Below are 20,385 nucleotides of genomic sequence, written 5' to 3' on the forward strand. Positions count from 1 at the left end.
TGCCTCTATTTTTCTTATTAAATTGTTTTTAACGCTTGAGGAATCGGTGTATCCCCTGTTATTAAGTCAAAGGAACGGTTATACGTATTTTCTTCGATTAATGAGGAAAGAATTGTTTGAGCCACATCCTCCCGCGCAATCGTCCCTCTTTCCAGTTCCTCAGCAGCGGCTACATGGCCTGTGCCAGGTTCGTTCACAAGTCCACCCGGCCGGATGATGGTATACGTTAAACTGCTTTGTAACAATGCTCTATCCGCATAGTGTTTGGCCACATAATATGGTTTGATGGCTTCATTCCAGTTTTCCCTTTTATTCGCCTGAAAGGCACTGACCATGATGAATCGGTTGATTCCTAGGTTTTCAGCTGCTTCAATCGTTTTAACAGCACCGTCTAAATCAATCAAAAGCGTCTGATCCGCGCCTGTGCTGCCTCCCGATCCTGCCGTAAACACGATTGCATCGCACCCATTTGCCGCTTTCGCAATCTCATCCACTGATCCCGTTAAACTTACGATTACAGATTCGACTCCGATTTTCTCAAAGTGCTTCCTCTGTTCTTCTTTGCGAATCATTGCTCGTACACTATGTTCCTGGCTATCTTTTAGCAAATCAACCAGGTGTTTACCGATCTGCCCATTTGCCCCAACTACGAATACTTTCATAAAAGTCAGCTCCCATAATGGTTAGTTTACTTTCTATATTCAATTATTTCATGTACAAAGTTCATTATCAAACAATCAGCCCATCCTTCTATCCATTTGGGTCCGTTCATTTTGCATCGTCATATACTGGAAATAGTTTGCAATCACATTTATATATTTTATAATAATTAAAATAAGTGTTATTTATAACACAAAGGGGAGGTGTAAAGATGGCAATAAGACTTTTAATGCCACCTTCTGCAGCGTCTCATGCAAAGCCTAGTATTGGAGGCGATACTTTGCATGGGGTAAAATTAATCTAAACTAACATCGCCCAGCTTATCATTTCTATATATTTGGCTTTGCACCTTATTTTGTTCTAAAAAAAGAATAAGGGGCTGGCAGAAATGAAATATGTAAAAGCAACGACTGTTTTACCTGAAAAGCTGATTGTGGAAATTCAAAAGTATATACAAGGTGAAACGATATATATCCCTAAACTAGAAACGACTTATCAAAAGTGGGGAGCTAGTTCGGGATCAAGGAAATACATTGATGACAGAAATGCTTCTATTAAATATGCATTTAAAAAGGGGCATACAATTCATCAATTAGCCGAGGAACATTTTCTCTCCATAGAAACCATCAAAAAAATCGTTTATTCTAAATAGGTAAAAAAATTGTAGCGCTGACAATATTATCAGCGCTACTCATATGTCGAGTATGTTTCTTAGTCGTTCTCTACCTTTCAATGTTGATGCAAATTCTGTAAAGTAATTAGAAACGGTACCAAGTTTAAATGGTATCGTAGCAACATGAACAGGGGTGGAAAAATGGAACCTTTTATCAGAAGTGAGCAATATAACTTTATTAAGTCTCAAACTCAGATTCTCATAAATGGACACGCGACTGCGAATGATAGGGATGTTATTCATACCCTGAAAACAGTCGCGAAAGAAAGAGTGTTAAGCTTATTCAATGAATTGAGTGAGGAGCAAAGGCAAGTATTAGACCCAATTGATACCATCAAAGAGCCTGCACAAGCTGAAGTGTTTCTATTGAAGGTAAAGCCATTTGTGATTCCTTTTAAAGAAGTGACTGAAAAAACGATCAAAAAGCTATTTCCTAAAGCGAAGAAGTTAAAGAACCCTATGTTAGAGAACTTAGACTTGAGAGAGATTTCATATTTGGGATGGGATGATATCGGCTCCGGAAAAAAATTCATCATAGCACCTCATCACAATAAGCTATTGGGGTTGCATGGGACAATTAAACCTTCTAACAAAAAAGGTATCTGTGCCATATGCAGTCGCTTTGAAGAATTAGGAATGTTTATGTCCGAAACAAAAGGAACAGTACAAGGTACATTCATTAAAAAAGGTAATTATATTTGCTTGGATAGCTTAAAATGCAATCAAAACATCACCACATTGGATAAATTAAATGATTTTATCGCGCGAATAAAGTAGATATGGTACCCGAATAAAAAAGCAATCCTTCATTATGGAAGAATTGCTTTTTGTGTTTTAATTTTAGTTATAGTATAGGATCAAACTTAGAAAAAGTGGAATCGTATTTTATGAATTTCTAGTATACTTCAGTGGCAGTAATTCAATAATTTTTGTTTTAACTGTTACTCCATTTACATCTAATATGACAAAACAGTCTTCCGCATAGTCTGAGATTAATTCACGACACATTCCACAAGGACTGACAACTTTTAAAGCTCTATCCACTTCATCAGCATATGGATGCTTTACTGCCACAATTGTATCAAATTCTTTTTCTCCGTCCGATATTGCCTTTCCAATTGCAATAGCTTCTGCACATACTGTTACACGGCCAATATATGCTTCAATATGTACGGCAGCAACTATTTTCCCTGTCTTTGTTTTCAATGCAGCACCCACATGATGCTTATTTTCTTCGTAAAGTTCTGTAATTTTAGCACTTGCAGCAGCAATTAAATGATAATCGGATTCATTTAATGGATAGGTTTTCATGATGATATGCCCCCCTTCTCTTTTACTTCAAATATTTCATTTAGTTGACTTGTTGTATACGATTTTTTTTCTACTTTCATTGGATGCATAAGGTAACGAATTTGATGACCTTCTTATTTAGCTTGTTTCTTCGCTTGTTTAACAAATTGTGTTCGATTTACTATCAACTCTTTACTTTTTTCAACGCTTCTAAAGCCAATAAGCGAAAATAGGAAGCGGCTGGGAAAAGTGCCGTTTCATCTACTATAAACTTCGGATGATGCAGGTCATATGGACCGCCTGAACCTAACATTACGAAAGCACCTGGTATTTTTTCTTGGTAAAAAGCGAAATCTTCACCTATTGAGCTAGCTTCTAGCGTTTTTGTCGTGTAGCCTGCTGAGTCTCCAACCTGAAGCATCAAATCTGCCCATTCTGGCGTATTATCAACTGATGGGGGACCTGGATGCCAAGATAATTCAACTTTCGCATTGAATGTTTCACTTATACCATGTAAGACTTGTTTCATACGTTTATGTATAAACTCTCGTTGGATTTTACTGAAGGTGCGTACGGTCCCTTCTAAATATGCACTATCAGGGATAACATTCCACGTTGATCCACTATGAATTTGAGTGATGCTCAAAACGGCGGTCTCTTTTGGTGCCACATTTCGGCTGATGATGGTTTGCAGCGTTGAGATAATTTGTCCTGCTATGATAATCGGATCATTCCCCTCTTCCGGTTTGGCCGCATGTGAGCCAGTTGCTTTAACATGCACTTCAAAGCGATCGACTCCCGCTGTCAATGCACCATGTTTTGTTCCTAACTCCCCAACTTTCAACGTCGGATCATTATGAAGACCAAAAATCACATCCACATCATCCAACACACCGGTCTCCATTAAAGCACTTGCACCGTGTCCCGTTTCCTCTGCAGGCTGAAATATCAAACGAATCGTTCCGGCCATATCTCTTTCTTCTTTTTTTAATAAAAAAGCAGTACCCAAAATGACAGAGGTGTGAAAATCGTGACCACATGCATGCATCACGCCGACGTGCTTTGAAGGGAAGCTCACCTCAGATTGCTCCAAAATCGGTAAAGCATCAATATCGGAGCGAAGTGCTATCGTAGGTCCAGGCTTGCTTCCTTTTATCTCAGCTACCACACCCGTTTTCAATGGAAAATTAAGTATCTTAATATCCTGAGATTGAAGTGCTTCTTTAATTTTCCTAGTCGTTTCAAATTCTTCGTTTGATAACTCAGGTGTCATATGAAGATCACGCCTGAATTTCAATAGATAATTCTCTAATTCTATATTGCTAATAGTCAACGGTTATCCATCTCCTCAAAAATACGATTAAAAGTTTTCCACATTCATTCTCATGAAAAAATTAAAGAACGAAACTAATTCCAAGGAATATCAATTGAAGCAGCTATCGCTTGTTGATAAACGTGTAAAGTATGAGTTCTAATTTATGTAGCATGGTAAGCATCTGATGGAATGAAGTCAATCATATCCCAGAAATGAAAAGTGTTTATTTTGAATATTTTCCATTGACAATTTATTATACAAAATGCTACCATTTGAAGTAATTTACTATATTAACGTATCAATACAAAAAAGTATTTAATTTCAATAGTAGTAAAAAAGTAAAGACATTACATACACTTTGGGCGGAAGAAACCCTCTTCTAATTGGAAGCGGGTTTTATTTTAGCAATAATTCAGAGTAAACCAGTAAGGATATTTATATTATAAATCCCCTGCGTTTAAAAGTGAAGACACAAAGGAGTAATTGACACATGAAAAAGAAAAAAGTAAAACTAGGTGTATTTTTGGCTGGAACAGGACATCACGTTGCTTCTTGGAGACATCCAAACGCCAATCCGAAAGCTAATATGAACATCGATTATTTTAAGGGGTTAGCGCAGACTGCAGAAAAAGGATTATTTGATTTATTATTTTTGGCAGATAGTTTGTCAGTTGCAAAGGACTCGCACCCTAATATTCTGACACGATTTGAGCCATTGACCCTGTTATCTTATCTAGCCTCGGCGACTTCCAATATTGGTTTGGTTTCAACAGCCTCCACCACCTACGAAGAACCCTTTAATGTTGCTAGAAGATTCGCTTCTTTAGACCATATTACCTCGGGCCGTGCTGGCTGGAACGTAGTCACAACGTCCCTTGCCTCTACAGCAGCAAATTTTAATAAATCAGAACATCTAGAACATAGTCTACGTTATAAAAGAGCTACTGAATTTGTTGAAGTTACCAAGAAATTGTGGGACTCATGGGAAGACGATACGTTGATTATTGATAAAGAAACAGGTCAATTTATTGATGAAAGCAAGTTTCATGAAATCAATCATCAAGGTGAGTTCTTCACTGTAAAAGGACCATTAAATGTTTCTCGCTCTCCTCAAGGGCATCCGGTTATCGTACAAGCAGGCTCTTCTGGCGATGGGCAATTGCTTGCAGCAAAGCACGCAGAGATTGTCTTTACTGCGCAGGAGAACAAGGAAGACGCGATTTCATTTTACAATGAGTTAAAAAGTCATTTGGCCGCTTTTAATCGGGAGAAAAGCAGCTTGAGTATTATGCCAGGATTGTTCCCGATTGTGGGACAGACTGAGAAGGAAGCCAAAGAGAAGTATGAGGCATTACAGGAGTTAATTATTCCCGAAATAGGGTTGGCTATTATGGGAAGGTATTTTGGAAATGTGGATTTTCCGAGTATCCCTTTGGATACACCGTTTGCTGATATTTCATTGCCTGATAATGTAGATAGTATCCAAAGTAAATATGATTTGATCGTTAAACGAGCGACCAATGAAAATTTAACATTACGTCAGACATATCAATGGGTTGCAGGATCACGTGGACATCATATCGCAATTGGAACACCAACGCAGATTGCGGATAAGATTGAAGATTGGGTGAATGAAAATGCAGCTGACGGCTTTAATATTATGCCAGCCCTATTACCTGATTCTTTAACAGATTTTGTTGAACTTGTTGTCCCTGAACTGCAATCAAAAGGAATTTTCCGTACGAAATATGAAAGTAACACATTACGAGGGAATCTTGGCCTGGATAAACCGGTCAATCAATATTCTCATAACTTTTAAACTTCTTACACCTGGATGATGGTTCGCAAAGACAGAGCCACCCCACCGAAGAAGAAATTACTAGAGTATAGGAGGTACGAGATGAGTCAAATATTTCGTGAAGTACAAGTAGAAGATGTGGATAAATTTCTTCGTTTAACATTAGATGCTTATGCGAGTATTCGAGAATTGGATATTCACTTCTCTGCGTCAACAGCCACAAGAGAGGAAGCGATTAAACACATAACCGAAAATAAGGTATATGTTCTGGAGGAAAATGGGACATTCATTTCCACCGTATCGATTCGGTTACCATGGGGCCCAAATCCTGGCCCGCTCGTATTGCCACACATAGGCTGGTTCGCTACAAACCCTGCATATAAGCGTCAAGGCATAGGGAAAAAAGTTCTGTCATGGCTCGAAGAAGAAATTTTGAAGAAGCAACTGAGAGCCCCCGCGGTTACACTCGGAACCGCGGATAATCATCCATGGCTAAAAGAAATGTACGAAAAAAGTGGATTTGAAGAGATAGGTCAAAAAGATTTAGGCAAAGGTCATCTCACGATATATTTGAGGAAAATATTGCAACCGGAACAATATCAAGCTTGGACTGCAAAACATAATCAAACTATTTAATAATTAGGAGGAAAACAACGATGAAAAAAATCCTTTCCCTTGGACTCTCTTTACTTTTCATAGTAGTACTTGCAGCATGTGGCAATTCAAAACAAGAGGATACGGCAAAAGATTCCTTGCAAAAAACAATCAAAGTGGGGTCAACTGGCCAAAGCTATCCAAATGGTTATCAAGAGGATGGTAAATTAATTGGTTTTGACGTAGAAGTTACAGAACGCATCGCTAAGGATTTAGGATACAAGGTAGAGTGGGTCACTTCTGATTTCAGTGGGATAATGGGGCAATTGGGATCAGGTAAATTAGACACCGTTGCGAATGCGGTTGCTATAACACCAGAACGCCAAGAGCAATTTAATTTTACAGAGCCATATAGTTATTATGGTGCACAAATTGTATCAAGCACAAAAAACAATGATATTAAAAGTTTGGCTGATCTTAAAGGCAAAACCGTTTCCGGTGTGTTGGGGTCTAATAACGTTGCGAACCTAGAAAAATATGATAAAAACGGCGATATCAAAATACGAACCTATGAAACTCGGGATGGCGCAATGCAAGATGCCATTAACAACCGTGTTGATGGATATATCAATTCCCGCCCAATCCTAGTTGCAGAAATAAAGAAAAATGATCTTCCGTTAAAACTAGTCGGTGATCCAGTTGCCTATGAAAATGTAGGATATCCATTTCCCAAGACAGAAAAGGGAAAAAAATTAAATGAAGAATTCACGACAGAAATAAAAAAACTTAAAGAAGATGGTACATTAGCGAAGCTATCCAATAAATATTTTGGTGAAGATATCACCACGAATTCCGGCGAATAACATAGCGGAGGTTTTAAAGCATTATGAATTTTGATTTACAATATATGTTGGAAATTTCCCTACAAATCGCAAAATTTATTCCGATCACTCTAGTTTTAGCCATCATTTCGATGGTTTTAGCCATTATTATCGGACTTGTAGTAGCCTTAATAAGAAATAGTACTATTTTTGGAATCACCCATTTGGCAGGCTTATATATCTCTTTATTTCGAGGGATGCCAACATTGGTGCTTTTATTCATCATTTACTACGGTTTACCACAGTTATTCCCGTCGTTGTCAACGATGGAAGCAATCACGGCGGCGATCATTGGATTTAGTTTGAAAGAATCCTCCTATTTAGCAGAAATTTCCCGAGCTGGATTGAATTCCGTGGACAAAGGGCAGATGGAAGCGGGCCTTGCAACTGGCATGAAACGAGTGCAGATTTACTCGCGAATCATTTTACCACAGGCTGCTTTAAATGCATTGCCAGCAACAGGAAATACATTTATATCTTTGATTAAAGAAACGTCCCTTGCCTTTACATTAGGAATCACGGAACTATTTGCAGAGGGAAAAATGATTGCATCCGCTAACATGCGCTTTTTCGAGACGTATTTGGTGGTTGGCTTGATTTACTGGCTATTGGTTATTCTTTATTCTTGGATACAAAAATATCTGGAGATTTGGCTCAGCAAACCACTTAGAAGGTGATCATATGATAAAAGTAAGAAACTTAACCAAACATTTTGATGATAAACAAGTATTGAACGATATTAACTTGGATATAAAAACCGGGGAAGTTGTCGCCATTATTGGTCCTTCGGGTTCTGGAAAATCAACGTTATTACGCTGTCTGAACTTGTTGGAAAAGCCCAACAGCGGCACCATAGAAATCAAGGATGTAAAATTGGATACCCAAAAATATAAAGAGAGAGACGCGTATCAATTAAGACAGCAAACAGCGATGGTATTCCAACACTATAACCTATTTAAAAATAAAACGGCCTTAAAAAACGTGATTGAAGCGTTGCTTGTCAGCAAAAAGATGAAAAAAGAGGAAGCCATTCAAATCGGCGAGGATTTATTGAAACGGGTTGGCTTAGAAAAACAGGCAAAACAATACCCCGCTACCTTATCTGGTGGACAACAGCAGCGTGTTAGCATCGCTAGAGCTTTAGCTGTAAAGCCACATGCCATTTTATTTGATGAACCTACCTCCGCTCTTGACCCTGAATTGGTTAATGAGGTTTTGCAAGTAATACGGGAGTTGGCAAAAGAAGATACCACTATGGTGATTGTGACGCACGAAATGCAATTTGCGAAGGAAGTCGCGGACCATGTCATTTTCATGGCTGATGGACATATTATCGAACAAGGCACCCCAGAACAAGTAATTGACCATTCTCTTAATCCGAGAACGCAGCGTTTTTTACGGCAAATGGGAGATGAATCAGACGGAGCAGCCAGGTAAAAAAGGAAGTGGTGTGGATGAACACGGAAATGTTAGAAGAAGCGATCTATTATTCTAATCCTTTGGAAAATGAGTTGGTAAAAAATGCTGCCATCGAAGGAATGCTTGATTATCTAGCTGTTTCCTATCAAACAAAATCTGAGAAAGAGATTACGATTTTAAAACAAATCATTTTGGATGAGGGCGGAAATGGAAAGAGTTACTTGATTGGAAGTGACATTCAAGCAACAAGGGCCCAAGCAGCACTCTTCAATGGCTTTCAAGCTCATTTACTAGATTATGATGATGTACATTCAGATGTAAGAGGCCATCCAAGCGCAGTCATTTTGTCTGCTTTGTTAGCGGTGGGAGAACCAGAAATGCCCGGGAATCGTTTTTTAGCTGCCTATGTGATTGGTGTGGAGATTATGGCTCGGTTTGGCGAAGCTATGAACCCCTATCATTATACAAAAGGTTGGCATAATACAGCTACACTAGGCGTGATAGCTGCTGCTGGGGCGATTGCATACTTACGGGAATATCCTCCACGTTTAATAGCTGAAACGATGAGTCTGGCCGCTACGCAATCGGCGGGTCTTCGGCTTCAGTTTGGTACTGTGGTAAAGCCACTCCATGTAGGAATTGCTGCTAAAAACGCTGTGGATTCAGCGGATTGGATTCGTGCGGGATTACATAGCAACCCAGACTTCTTAAATGGAAAGAACGGTTTCTTTGAGGTATATGCGGATAATGGAGTTCCCGATTTGACAGTAAATTGGGGAAAGACATGGCGTATCGTTACACCAGGGTTATGGTTTAAACAGTACCCTTTTTGTTCTGCTGCTGCACATGGCGTGGAAGCAGCTGTTTTTTTACAAAAGAAGTACGATTTGTCGGATGAAGATATTCAATCGGTGAGTGTTTGCTTTCCTCCAAATGGTGATTCCGCTTTGATACATCGTAACCCCGCGACTGGTGAAGAAGGCAGATTTTCGATCGAGTATATTGTATGGCTCGCGCTCTCAGGCAAACCGCTGACCTTTTCATCTTTTGAATCGACACCTATTCCCTCTTCATGGAGAAAATCTTTTCAGAAAGTAACTAGAGAGATAGATGTAACGACCAAGCCTTCAAAAACAGCACTCCCAGTGGGACGATTTACAATTGTGAACGTGACCACAACAAGTGGGGATGTGCTTTCGAAACGAACCGATACACCTAAAGGAAGTCCTGGGAATCCTTTAACTAAATCCCAACTAAAAGAGAAATTGCTTCAAGCCGTAGGAGATGACGTAAAGACAGAAAAAATAATTGCATCTGTCCATGCACTAACTCACACAGAACTTGGTGTTTTTCAAGAAGCAACTACAGAAGCTGAATGATAGTATTTTAGGCGGACAGTGTTTATATACTGTTCGCCTATTTTGTATACCTAGCAATATTGGCTGCTCATTAATCCTAAGTGAATTTACTCGTGAGTTTTACTGATTTACTCGTGAGTTTTGTTCCTTTACTCGTGAATTTTACTGATTTACTCGTGAGTTTCACTAATTTACTCGTGAATTCACCAGCCAACAAAAAAAGGAGCGCCATAATCGTTTTTATGGCACTTCTTTTTTCTGTTTAAGGTAATACCGACGAACCCATCAAGTAGCGGTCTACTTCCCTTGCTACTTCACGGCCTTCATTGATGGCCCAAACAATTAGGCTTTGCCCTCTTCTTGCGTCTCCAGCAGCAAAAACACCTTCGACATTCGTTCTGTATTCGCCATAGACTGCATCAATTTTTTGATTGACGGTTTCTACACCAAATTGAGTTAAAAGCGGCTGTTCTGTTCCTTCAAATCCGATTGCGATGAATACAAATTGTGCAGGCCATACTTTTTCCGTTCCCGGGATTTCTTTAAAAATGTATACTCCATCTTCCCCTTTAATTTTTTCCATTGAAATCGTATGCAGTTCTTTTACGTTGCCATTTTCATCCGCGACGATTTTTTTAGTTTGGATTGAATATTGGCGCGGATCTGCACCAAATTTCGCTTCCGCTTCTTCATACGCATATTCAAGTGAAAATACATTCGGGTAGGCTGGCCACATATTATCGGAAGTCCGAGCTGTCGGCAGGATAGGATGCTTCCCGAACTGTACGACACTCTTACATTCTTGGCGAAGAGCAGTAGCCACACAGTCAGCGCCTGTGTCTCCTCCACCAATTACAATGACATCTTTACCTTTTGTATTTAAAAATTGACCATCTTCAAAGTTGGAATCCAACAAGCTTTTAGTCGAAGTCGTTAGGTAATCCATCGCTAGGTGAATGCCTTTTGCTTCGCGCCCTTCAATTACTAAGTCACGTTGCTTTTGAGCACCTGTACATAGGATAACTGCATCATATTGATTTTGCAGTTCTTCGGATGAAATGTCTTTTCCAATTTCCGTATTCGTGACGAAATCGATACCTTCCTGGTTCAATAATTTGATTCGACGCGCAACGACATCTTTTTCAAGCTTCATGTTCGGAATGCCGTATGTTAATAGCCCGCCTGCACGGTCTGAACGCTCATAAACCGTGACCGAATGACCTGCTTGATTTAACTGATCAGCACTTGCTAATCCAGCAGGGCCTGAACCGATGATAGCAATTTTCTTTCCGGTCCTATATTCGGGGATTCGAGGTGTGATCCAGCCATTTTCAAACCCTTTATCGATTATAGTACGTTCGATGTTTTTGATGGCAACCGCAGGATCATTAATCGCAACCGTACAAGACCCTTCACAAGGGGCCGGACAAACGCGGCCCGTGAACTCAGGGAAATTATTCGTTTTCGTTAAACGGTCTAATGCTTCTTTCCATCTGCCGCGGTAAACCAAATCATTCCACTCTGGAATCAGATTATGAATCGGGCAGCCCGTTGTGACTCGGTTCAATTCCATGCCCATATGGCAGAAAGGGGTGGCGCAGTCCATACACCGCGCTCCCTGTGTACTTAACTTTTCATCATAGAAAGGAGCTGTATACTCTCTCCAGTCGCTTAAACGAGTGAGAGGATTCCGGTCTTTTGGCTTTTCTCGCGGATAATCCATAAATCCTGTTGCTTTTCCCATCTTTCTCTCCCCTTCCTTACTGCATCACAGCTTGTTTTGTGGTTTTTTTATCTTGAACGGCATTTGCTTGAAATGCACTCATAACCGCTTCTTCGTCCGTCAGACCTGCATGCTTTTGCTCTTCGATACTTTTCATCATCCGTTTGTAATCTTTTGGAATGACTTTTACAAATTTCTTAACGAAATCGTCCCAATTCTCCAGTACATAAGAAGCTTTGGCGCTCTCTGTATAATGTAGATGGCTATGGAGCATTTCTTTTACTTCGTTCACATCATTTATATCCTCAAGTGTCTCGAATTCTATCATTTCTACATTGCATAATGCCTTAAATTCTTCTGCATTATCTGCAAGTACATAAGCGATACCGCCTGACATACCTGCAGCAAAGTTTTTGCCGACATCCCCTAGAATTACCACTCGCCCGCCTGTCATATACTCACAGCCGTGGTCGCCGATTCCTTCAACAACGACATTGACACCGCTGTTCCTAACCGCAAAGCGTTCTCCAGCACGGCCATTAATGTATGCTTCGCCGCTTGTTGCGCCGTATAAGGCGATATTTCCGGCAATGACATTATCTCCTGCCTCAATCTGATTACCAGTTGGTGCCGTGACAATGATTTTACCGCCGGATAAACCTTTCCCAACATAGTCATTGACATCGCCTGTCAAATACATCGACATGCCTTTGGGAATGAATGCACCAAAACTTTGGCCTGCTGATCCTGTGAAACGGAGTGTTATCGTATCTTCAGGCAACCCTTCTTCTCCATAACGTTTGGATACTTCACTACCGACAATCGTTCCGACTACACGGTTCACGTTCATAATCGGGAAGCTAACATCCACTTGGGATTGATCATCTAAAGCAGGTTGCACAGCCGGTAAGATCTCCCGAATATCTAAGGATTCTTCAATTTTATGATTTTGAGGACGTTGGAAAGTACGAATGCCCTCTGGTTGGAAAAGAAGTGTCGTTAAGTTCAGATGTTTAGCTTTCCAATGCTTTTGAGCGCGTTCACTCACTTGTAAAACATCGGTGCGGCCAACCATTTCCTCCAATGTTCTAAAACCAAGCTCAGCCATTGTTTCACGAACTTCCTCAGCGATGAAGCGCATGAAATTTACAACATGATCCGGATCTCCTGCAAATTTACTGCGGAGCTCAGGATTTTGCGTGGCAACTCCGACCGGACATGTATCCAAATGGCAAGCACGCATCATTACACATCCAAGGACAACAAGTGGTGCAGTTGCAAAACCAAACTCTTCCGCCCCAAGGATCGCTGCCATAACTACATCGCGTCCCGTCATTAACTTTCCATCTGTCTCAAGGATTACACGACTACGCAGGCCGTTCAGCATCAACGTTTGGTGTGCTTCTGCAAGGCCTAGCTCCCAAGGAAGACCTGTATGTTTAATACTCGTTTTAGGCGAAGCACCTGTACCGCCGTCATATCCACTGATAACAATAACATCTGCAGCACCCTTGGCCACACCTGCTGCGATCGTGCCAACACCTGCTTTAGAAACAAGCTTGACGCTGATCCGTGCATCGCGATTTGCATTTTTCAAATCATGAATTAACTGTGCCAAATCTTCAATCGAGTAGATATCATGATGTGGTGGTGGTGAAATCAGACCAACACCCGGTGTAGAGCCACGAACTTCAGCAACCCACGGATAGACTTTGTTCCCCGGCAGCTGACCACCTTCACCTGGCTTCGCACCTTGCGCCATTTTAATTTGAAGCTCATCTGCATTGACAAGGTAATGACTTTTCACACCAAAACGCCCAGATGCAATTTGCTTAATCCCACTGCGGCGGTTATCACCGTTTTCATCCAATTGATATCGGCTTGGATGTTCTCCGCCTTCACCGCTATTGCTTTTTCCGCCTAAACGGTTCATCGCAATCGCTAATGTTTCATGTGCTTCCTGACTCAAAGAGCCAAATGACATCGCCCCTGTTTTAAATCGGCTGACGATGGATTCTACGGATTCCACTTCATCTATAGAGATACTTTGGCGCTTCTGATCGAATGAGAATAAATTACGTAAAAACCCGAGTCTCTCTTCATTCGCCAAGTTTGAATATTGTTTAAATAAACTGTAGTCACCTTTTCGGCAAGCCCATTGAAGTGTATGAATCGTTTTGGGGTTGAAAGCATGATGTTCCCCTGTTTTTCTCCACTGAAAGTCACTTCCGCTTTCAAGCGTCTGATCATAAGAATCTGCTGCAGCATTTTGGTGACGAATTAACGCTTCTTCTGCGATAGTTTCTAGCTCAATCCCGCTAAGCTGTGAAGCCGTACCACTGAAATAACGTTCAATCACATCTGCACTGATTCCTACCGCTTCGAAAATTTGAGCTCCGCGATAACTTTGAATCGTTGAAATACCCATTTTCGACATCACTTTTACGATGCCTTCTGTTAAGGAGCGAACGTATTTGTTTACCGTTTCTTCGTAGCTGATGGATAAACTGCCTTCTGATACAGCCTGCTTGTATGTTTCAAAGGCAAGATAAGGATAAATGGCATCTACCCCATACCCGATAAGTGCCGCAAAGTGATGCACTTCCCTTGTTTCTCCTGCTTCAACGATAATGCTCACTTTCGTACGATTTCCATAACGAATAAGCTCTTGATGAAGGGCGCTCGCAGCCAACAAGGAAGGTATAGCAGCCTTTTCTTTGCTCATATTTTTGTCAGACAAAATTAAGAGACTAACACCTTCAGCAATCGCTTGTTCTGCTTCACGGCAGATTCGATCCAGTTCGCTCTCTAAATCTTCTGAAAATAGAGTTTGAATGACCTTGCTTTTGAATTCCGGATATACATTTTCTTTTAGCTGCTTCATCTGACCTGGCGTCAAAACAGGTGAATCCAATTGAATCCGGCGGCTATTTGTTTCATTTGGCTTCAGAAGATCTCCTTCCGCACCTAAGAAAGTCATCGTTGACGTGACAATTTGCTCACGAAGCGAATCGATTGGCGGATTGGTTACCTGTGCAAAGGATTGCTTGAAATAGTTGAATAACGATTGCGGACGGTCAGATAAGACCGCAAGCGGGATGTCATTCCCCATGGAACCTAATGGATCTTTACCTTCCTTAATAACCGGCAGTAGATATTTTTGAACATCTTCATACGTATAGCCAAACGCTTTTTGTCGGAAAAGCAAATCAGACAACAGTTCCTCTTCAACCACATGTTCTTCGTTATTTAATTGAACAAGCTGCTCATCCAGCCATTGCTGGTAGGGATATTCCTGTGCCATTTCGGATTTGATTTCTTCATCTGAAATAATGCGGCCTTCCTCTAAATCTAGTAAAAGCATTCTACCTGGGCTTAAACGATCTTTATATAATACATTCTCCGGCTCCACATCGATCACGCCGACTTCAGAGGAGAAAATGATGTAATCATCTTTGGTCACATAATATCGTGCTGGTCTTAAACCATTACGATCTAAAATGGCTCCAATTTGTTTCCCGTTCGTAAAGGAAATCGCCGTTGGACCATCCCACGGTTCCATCAGCATGCTATGATATTCGTAAAAAGCCTTCTTTTCCTTCGTCATATGTGGGTTTTCCGTCCATGGTTCAGGAATAAGCATCATGGCTGCATGCGCCGGTTTACGACCTGCAAGTACGAAGAACTCAAGTGCATTATCAAGAATCGAAGAATCACTTCCATCTATATCTAATATAGGAAGGACCTTTTGCAAATCATCTCCAAATGCTTCTGAAACAAACTGCTGTTCACGCGCTTTCATCCAGTTTACATTTCCTCTAAGCGTATTGATTTCACCATTATGAATCAGGTAACGGTTTGGATGTGCCCGTTCCCAACTTGGAAATGTATTTGTACTGAAGCGGGAATGCACTAAAGCAAAAGCCGACACAAAATCCTCTTGTTGAAGATCAAGATAAAAAGCATCTACCTGCTCTGGTGTCAACAATCCTTTGTACACAATCGTTGTACTTGAAAGACTAGCAAAATAAAAACGATTACCACGTTCACGAGCCCAGTTTTCGGCTTGTTTTCTAATAATGAATAGTTTACGTTCAAAAGCTAAATCGTCGGATATCTCCTCACTAGCCCCAATGAATACTTGGCGGATCGTCGGACATGTCTCCTTGCCGACCTCTCCGATTTTTGCTACATCGACGGGAACCGTTCTCCAGCCTAAAAGCGTTTGTCCCTCTTGTTCTATAAATGCATTTAGACGTGCTTCAATCTCATTCCGTTCCAAATCATTGTTTGAGAAAAAGAGCATCCCCACACCATAGCGCCCTTTAGCTGGCAAATTCATTTCCGGGCATGCCAGTCTGAAGTATTTATCAGGAATTTGCACCATTAATCCTGCGCCATCTCCTGTAAGGGGATCGCTTCCTTGTCCTCCACGATGATCTAATTGACACAGCATCTTTAGTCCTTGTTTGACGATGTCATGTGTAGCAAGCCCTTTTAAATGAGCGTATAAACCGATCCCACATGCATCATGTTCAAATTCAGGATGGTAGAGACCTTGTGCCTTTGGTATTTGATTGTATGTCATATTAATCGCCCCCATCGTATTCTTATACCGTTATTTCACTTACATTTAATTCTAGGTTTTCAAATCAATATAAACAATATATAATTCTATTAAAATCCATCTCATATTGAGATGGATAAATGGAGGATGAATAAATGGAACTACGTCAATTACGTTATTTTGTTGAAGTCGCTGAAAGAGAACATGTCTCTGAAGCCGCAGCGCACCTGCATATCGCACAATCAGCAATCAGCCGGCAGATCGCCAGACTAGAAGATGAACTTGGGGTCCTTTTATTTGAAAAAGCAGGCCGTAATATTCAGTTAACTCCTATTGGTAAAATATTCTTAATCCATGCAAAAACGGCAATAAAGGCGATAGAATATGCAAAAGATCAAATAGAAGAATTTTTAGACCCTGAACATGGAACAATTAAGATCGGCTTTCCTACAAGTCTCTCCACCCAATTATTACCTACCGTTATTTCCGCATTTAAAGATGAGCAGCCGAATATCGGGTTCCACTTAAGACAGGGTTCGTATTCCGCATTAAAGGAAGCTGTCAAAAACCGCGAAATCGGATTAGCCTTTCTTGGCCCAGTTCCAACACAAGATCCAGATATCGAAGGCCATATTTTATTCACAGAAAACATTTCTGCTTTACTTCCCATCTCTCATCCATTAGCTGATAAGAAGAGTTTGCGACTTAGCGACTTACGAGACGTTCCATTCGTATTGTTTCCAAAAGGATATATTCTCCATAGCATAGCAATCGATGCATGCAAGCAAGCAGGATTCACACCGATCATTGCCTCAGAAGGTGAAGATATGGATTCCATAAAAGGACTCGTATCAGCGGGAATCGGAGTCAGCCTTCTACCTGACAGTACCTTTTATGAAGTAATTCCCAGACTAACTGTAAAAATCCCGATTGATACACCTGACGTCAAGCGGACAGTTGGTATCATCACACCTAAAAACAGGGATTTGGCTCCTTCCGAAAAGGTATTTTATCAGTTTGTCAAAAAGTTTTTCTCGATTCTAGAGCAGTACCAATAATTATTTCAGAATAATATAAATGAATGATACTTACTCAATGCATAGCTCTTGCATAGCCTATTTCCACTTCAATATTGAGAGTATATTGAAAATGGATTAAATATGTGATTGAAATGATGGAACTTTTGAAAAATCACCCTTCTTCCAAAACTGGCAATTTAGTCAATTGGATTAATGATCAGTAGATCAGTGTGATTGAAGATAGGAAATTTGAGGTAAAAAGACAGTTAACCGATGCACGCAGGATTTCAATCCTGAGTTGCCGAGACCACTGTCTTTTTCTTGTTCTGCCTTTATTTCGGAGTTTGATCAAGCTTGCCGTTGAAAAAACGGAAAGCGTTTCTCGATAAGTAATCTAAGCTAAAATGCTGGACGATTTTACTCATCTTTTTTCAAAAGACAACTTACCAAGAGCCCACTTTACGAATAACGTATCAAGATTATTTGTTCAGGAGGAGTTTATATGAAACCCACTCATTCACACCTTGCTTGGCACGAAACACTTGAACTTCATGAATTGGTCGCCGCCCAGTCCAATGCACTTATGAAATTGAAAAAAGCTTATCCAAAAGTAAAAGATCCCATTTTAAAAACGATTTACAAGCAAATGATTGATACACTAACTCAAAATATTATGGAGTTGCTAAAATTTTATCCGTTGGCACCTAAAACAGAGAGGGATGATGAGGAGGAGGAACAAAGAGACAATATATCAGCCACGGCTGCCGGAGATTTGCTAGGCTTGGCCAAATCATCTATCAACAATTATGCTACTGCCTTAACTGAAACGGCCACTCCTTCCCTTCGAAAAGTATTTAAAAAGCATTTAAATGGAGCTATTGATAACCATGCCAAAATTTTCAACTATCTATACGAAAGAAACCTATATCCTGCTTATGACTTTAATCAACTGCTTCAAAATGACGTGAATGTAGCTAATAAGGCTCTTTCCCAACAATTCTAAACACAAAAAAGGTAAGTGCACCGAATGGGTGTCCGCTTGCCTTTTTCTCACTTTCCGTTAAATTGCTGGGTCCAGTAGTTTCAATTGCAAACTATGGGACAGATGAGCTCCATTAATATGTTATAATATTAAATAATTGTTTATTATTGGATTATGAATTAAATTTTGGGGGAGAAAATAATAAAAAAAGTATTTCTATCAATCATGATATCCCTGCTCTCATTTTCTTTAGTTGCCTGTAAGAATGCTGAACCAAAATCTGAGACTTCTCTTTCTGTTTCTAAGTTGACCGAAAGAGAAAAGTCCATCCTTACGAATACAAGTGAACACTCCTTTCTTATCGATTTTGATGTTGATGATACATATAAGAAGATGTCCGTTTGGGTCGAAAAATATGAAGCTGGCAAACTTGTTGAAGATGAAATGGGCCTCATGACAACTGGGATTAAAGATAATGGTACGATCATCTTTACAACATCTAAAACGCCCGAAAAACAAAATCTATCGATGTTTAATATCAGTATTCAAAGTGATGATGGTGTGTCTACAGCTACTTATTTAGAAAAGATTGAAGAGAAAGATTCCATCGTAACCGGCAGTATTGAAACGATAAATATGCTGAAAACAAACAAGCTCGTATTAGCGAGTATTTGCTATTCAAGCGGACATGAAGGCATGCATTCTCTTTCTACGGATTTTTATAATGATATGGATAGTCACATAAACGAATTAAAAGATTACGATGTTGTCTATCTTCTGAGAAGTGAATTTACTAAATAAGCTTTATAGATAGTGTTGTTACAAGTTTGCTCCAACTTGTAACAACACTGTTTGGCGTTCATATAATTTAACCTGTGATTAAGATCCTATAAATATTATTTATTTTCCTTCAAGCACTTTTCTGGATCAATTTTAATTAGATCCCATTTCCCTTTAGAATTCTTTTTATATTGAGCAATTAAGATATCAGAATCATTCGTCAATTGATAAAAGACAAAACGATATTCGCTACCATCGGTACCTACACTATCAATATTCTTAACGTATCCCTCCTGCTTTGTTGGCCATCTTTTTTTAATAAGTTTACACCAATTACCATACTCAATATCCACGACCGCTTCCGCATTATGCTGCCAAAGATGATAGGCAGCGCATAAAAAATCTTCTCCAATCAATGTAACTTCTTCTATTTTAAAACATGTTGTTTTCATTTTTTATAGTGACATATCCATAATAATAGGCAAAATAAGTAAGGTCCTTTGGTGACCCCTCAATCGTTTCAAGCTCAATAAAGTATCGGGTGGTTTTGGATTGGTTTTGGACGGAAAGCTTATTTAATTTGATTAGATTAGTATGACCAATCCCTTTGAAAGACATTAGGTATGCTGTATAGGGTACCTTCTTCTGATAATCCTTTGTAAAAAAATGATAAGCGATAGGAAAAGGGATTTTTGCCATCCCAACCGTTCCACAGCCTCCTACTTGATTACCTGTAAGATTTTCAGCCTCTCGTATTATACTGAAATAATTTACAAGCGTATTTTCAGGTGAATTCATAAGGGATGCTGGAAGAATAATATTATCCAATGCTTTCTCATAATACGGCTGAAAAAACTTATAATCCAATTTCTGATCATTGAGGATAGAGCGACATGAAGGGCGAAAATACTTTTCAGTATCTGCTTTTTTATATTCATTACCTATCTCCCTTGTTTCTGTTTGTTTATCACCCTGCTTTTCAAATGTAGCCCCCATAATTAAAGTTGATTCTTGTTTACTGAATATATAGTGAAACGGATTAATTTTGTCAATAAACTTCACTACATACCTCCACTAAAAACAATTCATTTGAAATGTTTTTTTACACTACTGTATGATTCACTGTTGGGAATAGAACGGAAGCGTGACTAGGCAAATATTATAAGTCAAGTTATTACTAATAATTAGAGAACCCTATAGGAATAAACACGCTTAGGAAATCTAGGTTTTTTGACCGGATGAGGTACTGCAATACCAGTCCTTCAAAAAAGTTGAAGCTGGTGATCATACAAAATTAATAGGCGTGGTTTTAGATATTCAGCTAAT

The 20,385-nt window shown here is 39.7% G+C and carries 18 protein-coding genes; 11 read left to right on the forward strand and 7 right to left on the reverse strand.

Features of this window, described 5'->3' with window-relative positions; genetic code table 11:
* Positions 1-17 precede the first annotated feature (17 nt).
* Positions 18-662 (reverse strand): SDR family oxidoreductase, encoded by a 645-nt coding sequence (locus RE409_RS24090; protein WP_309558207.1) that lies wholly within the window; start codon positions 660-662, stop codon positions 18-20.
* Positions 663-1,048: 386 nt separating this feature from the next.
* Here RE409_RS24090 and RE409_RS24095 point away from each other — a divergent pair, with 386 nt between their 5' ends.
* Together RE409_RS24095 and RE409_RS24100 are read left to right on the forward strand one after the other, a co-directional pair.
* Entirely contained in the window at positions 1,049-1,312 is a 264-nt protein-coding gene (locus tag RE409_RS24095; protein ID WP_053347873.1) for a CD3324 family protein, read from the forward strand.
* A gap of 162 nt (positions 1,313-1,474) precedes the next feature.
* Positions 1,475-2,110 (forward strand): FusB/FusC family EF-G-binding protein, encoded by a 636-nt coding sequence (locus RE409_RS24100; RefSeq protein ID WP_201186951.1) that lies wholly within the window; start codon positions 1,475-1,477, stop codon positions 2,108-2,110.
* A 108-nt stretch (positions 2,111-2,218) separates the two neighbouring features.
* Here RE409_RS24100 and RE409_RS24105 read toward each other — a convergent pair whose 3' ends face one another.
* Positions 2,219-2,647, reverse strand: coding sequence for a cytidine deaminase (locus tag RE409_RS24105; protein ID WP_397329221.1), 429 nt, complete (start codon positions 2,645-2,647; stop codon positions 2,219-2,221).
* Between the two features lie 160 nt (positions 2,648-2,807).
* Entirely contained in the window at positions 2,808-3,956 is a 1,149-nt protein-coding gene (locus tag RE409_RS24110; protein WP_277950972.1) for an amidohydrolase, read from the reverse strand.
* Between the two features lie 472 nt (positions 3,957-4,428).
* On the opposite strand from RE409_RS24110, the gene RE409_RS24115 reads away from it, so the two are divergent.
* The 6 genes from RE409_RS24115 to RE409_RS24140 all read left to right on the forward strand — a co-directional run bounded on the left by RE409_RS24115 (position 4,429) and on the right by RE409_RS24140 (position 10,009).
* Positions 4,429-5,757 (forward strand): LLM class flavin-dependent oxidoreductase, encoded by a 1,329-nt coding sequence (locus tag RE409_RS24115; protein ID WP_309558208.1) that lies wholly within the window; start codon positions 4,429-4,431, stop codon positions 5,755-5,757.
* 81 nt (positions 5,758-5,838) lie between these two features.
* Positions 5,839-6,372 carry a GNAT family N-acetyltransferase gene (locus RE409_RS24120; protein ID WP_201222868.1) on the forward strand — a complete coding sequence of 178 codons (534 nt, stop codon included), beginning with the start codon at positions 5,839-5,841 and terminating at the stop codon, positions 6,370-6,372.
* 20 nt (positions 6,373-6,392) lie between these two features.
* Entirely contained in the window at positions 6,393-7,193 is an 801-nt protein-coding gene (locus RE409_RS24125; protein WP_201186960.1) for an amino acid ABC transporter substrate-binding protein, read from the forward strand.
* Between the two features lie 23 nt (positions 7,194-7,216).
* Entirely contained in the window at positions 7,217-7,888 is a 672-nt protein-coding gene (locus RE409_RS24130; RefSeq protein WP_309558209.1) for an amino acid ABC transporter permease, read from the forward strand.
* A 4-nt stretch (positions 7,889-7,892) separates the two neighbouring features.
* On the forward strand, positions 7,893-8,648 hold the full coding sequence (locus RE409_RS24135) for an amino acid ABC transporter ATP-binding protein (RefSeq protein WP_201186964.1): 756 nt from the start codon (positions 7,893-7,895) through the stop codon (positions 8,646-8,648).
* A 17-nt stretch (positions 8,649-8,665) separates the two neighbouring features.
* Complete coding sequence (locus RE409_RS24140; RefSeq protein WP_309558210.1) at positions 8,666-10,009, forward strand: MmgE/PrpD family protein; 1,344 nt, start codon at positions 8,666-8,668, stop codon at positions 10,007-10,009.
* A 241-nt stretch (positions 10,010-10,250) separates the two neighbouring features.
* Here RE409_RS24140 and gltD read toward each other — a convergent pair whose 3' ends face one another.
* Entirely contained in the window at positions 10,251-11,732 is a 1,482-nt protein-coding gene (gltD, locus tag RE409_RS24145) for a glutamate synthase small subunit (protein ID WP_309558211.1), read from the reverse strand.
* A gap of 16 nt (positions 11,733-11,748) precedes the next feature.
* Positions 11,749-16,299: a glutamate synthase large subunit gene (gltB, locus tag RE409_RS24150; protein WP_309558212.1), complete on the reverse strand. Its 4,551-nt coding sequence runs from the start codon at positions 16,297-16,299 to the stop codon at positions 11,749-11,751.
* A 134-nt stretch (positions 16,300-16,433) separates the two neighbouring features.
* On the opposite strand from gltB, the gene RE409_RS24155 reads away from it, so the two are divergent.
* From RE409_RS24155 to RE409_RS24165, 3 genes are all read left to right on the forward strand, one after another.
* Positions 16,434-17,336, forward strand: coding sequence for a glutamate biosynthesis transcriptional regulator GltC (locus RE409_RS24155; RefSeq protein ID WP_201222864.1), 903 nt, complete (start codon positions 16,434-16,436; stop codon positions 17,334-17,336).
* Between the two features lie 463 nt (positions 17,337-17,799).
* Positions 17,800-18,300, forward strand: coding sequence for a spore coat protein (locus RE409_RS24160; RefSeq protein WP_201222863.1), 501 nt, complete (start codon positions 17,800-17,802; stop codon positions 18,298-18,300).
* A 285-nt stretch (positions 18,301-18,585) separates the two neighbouring features.
* Positions 18,586-19,080 carry a hypothetical protein gene (locus RE409_RS24165; protein ID WP_309558213.1) on the forward strand — a complete coding sequence of 165 codons (495 nt, stop codon included), beginning with the start codon at positions 18,586-18,588 and terminating at the stop codon, positions 19,078-19,080.
* Between the two features lie 95 nt (positions 19,081-19,175).
* Here the strand turns inward: RE409_RS24165 and RE409_RS24170 are convergent, their stop codons facing one another.
* Both RE409_RS24170 and RE409_RS24175 read right to left on the reverse strand, forming a co-directional pair.
* Positions 19,176-19,511 carry a hypothetical protein gene (locus tag RE409_RS24170; RefSeq protein ID WP_309558214.1) on the reverse strand — a complete coding sequence of 112 codons (336 nt, stop codon included), beginning with the start codon at positions 19,509-19,511 and terminating at the stop codon, positions 19,176-19,178.
* A complete protein-coding gene (locus tag RE409_RS24175; RefSeq protein WP_309558215.1) occupies positions 19,492-20,121 on the reverse strand; it encodes a hypothetical protein in 630 nt (209 codons plus the stop codon). The genes RE409_RS24170 and RE409_RS24175 overlap by 20 nt, the downstream gene beginning before the upstream one ends.
* Positions 20,122-20,385: the final 264 nt, after the last annotated feature.

Origin of the sequence: Peribacillus sp. R9-11, from assembly GCF_031345095.1 — a bacterium.
In the GTDB taxonomy this organism is placed as follows: domain Bacteria; phylum Bacillota; class Bacilli; order Bacillales; family DSM-1321; genus Peribacillus; species Peribacillus butanolivorans.

Bases quoted from the DNA above. Each gene is read 5' to 3' on its own strand.
- RE409_RS24090 (WP_309558207.1), bottom strand. From the start codon at position 662: ATGAAAGTATTCGTAGTTGGGGCAAATGGGCAGATCGGTAAACACCTG.
- RE409_RS24095 (WP_053347873.1), top strand. From the start codon at position 1,049: ATGAAATATGTAAAAGCAACGACTGTTTTACCTGAAAAGCTGATTGTG.
- RE409_RS24100 (WP_201186951.1), top strand. From the start codon at position 1,475: ATGGAACCTTTTATCAGAAGTGAGCAATATAACTTTATTAAGTCTCAA.
- RE409_RS24115 (WP_309558208.1), top strand. From the start codon at position 4,429: ATGAAAAAGAAAAAAGTAAAACTAGGTGTATTTTTGGCTGGAACAGGA.
- RE409_RS24120 (WP_201222868.1), top strand. From the start codon at position 5,839: ATGAGTCAAATATTTCGTGAAGTACAAGTAGAAGATGTGGATAAATTT.
- RE409_RS24125 (WP_201186960.1), top strand. From the start codon at position 6,393: ATGAAAAAAATCCTTTCCCTTGGACTCTCTTTACTTTTCATAGTAGTA.
- RE409_RS24130 (WP_309558209.1), top strand. From the start codon at position 7,217: ATGAATTTTGATTTACAATATATGTTGGAAATTTCCCTACAAATCGCA.
- RE409_RS24135 (WP_201186964.1), top strand. From the start codon at position 7,893: ATGATAAAAGTAAGAAACTTAACCAAACATTTTGATGATAAACAAGTA.
- RE409_RS24140 (WP_309558210.1), top strand. From the start codon at position 8,666: ATGAACACGGAAATGTTAGAAGAAGCGATCTATTATTCTAATCCTTTG.
- gltD (WP_309558211.1), bottom strand. From the start codon at position 11,732: ATGGGAAAAGCAACAGGATTTATGGATTATCCGCGAGAAAAGCCAAAA.
- gltB (WP_309558212.1), bottom strand. From the start codon at position 16,299: ATGACATACAATCAAATACCAAAGGCACAAGGTCTCTACCATCCTGAA.
- RE409_RS24155 (WP_201222864.1), top strand. From the start codon at position 16,434: ATGGAACTACGTCAATTACGTTATTTTGTTGAAGTCGCTGAAAGAGAA.
- RE409_RS24160 (WP_201222863.1), top strand. From the start codon at position 17,800: ATGAAACCCACTCATTCACACCTTGCTTGGCACGAAACACTTGAACTT.
- RE409_RS24170 (WP_309558214.1), bottom strand. From the start codon at position 19,511: ATGAAAACAACATGTTTTAAAATAGAAGAAGTTACATTGATTGGAGAA.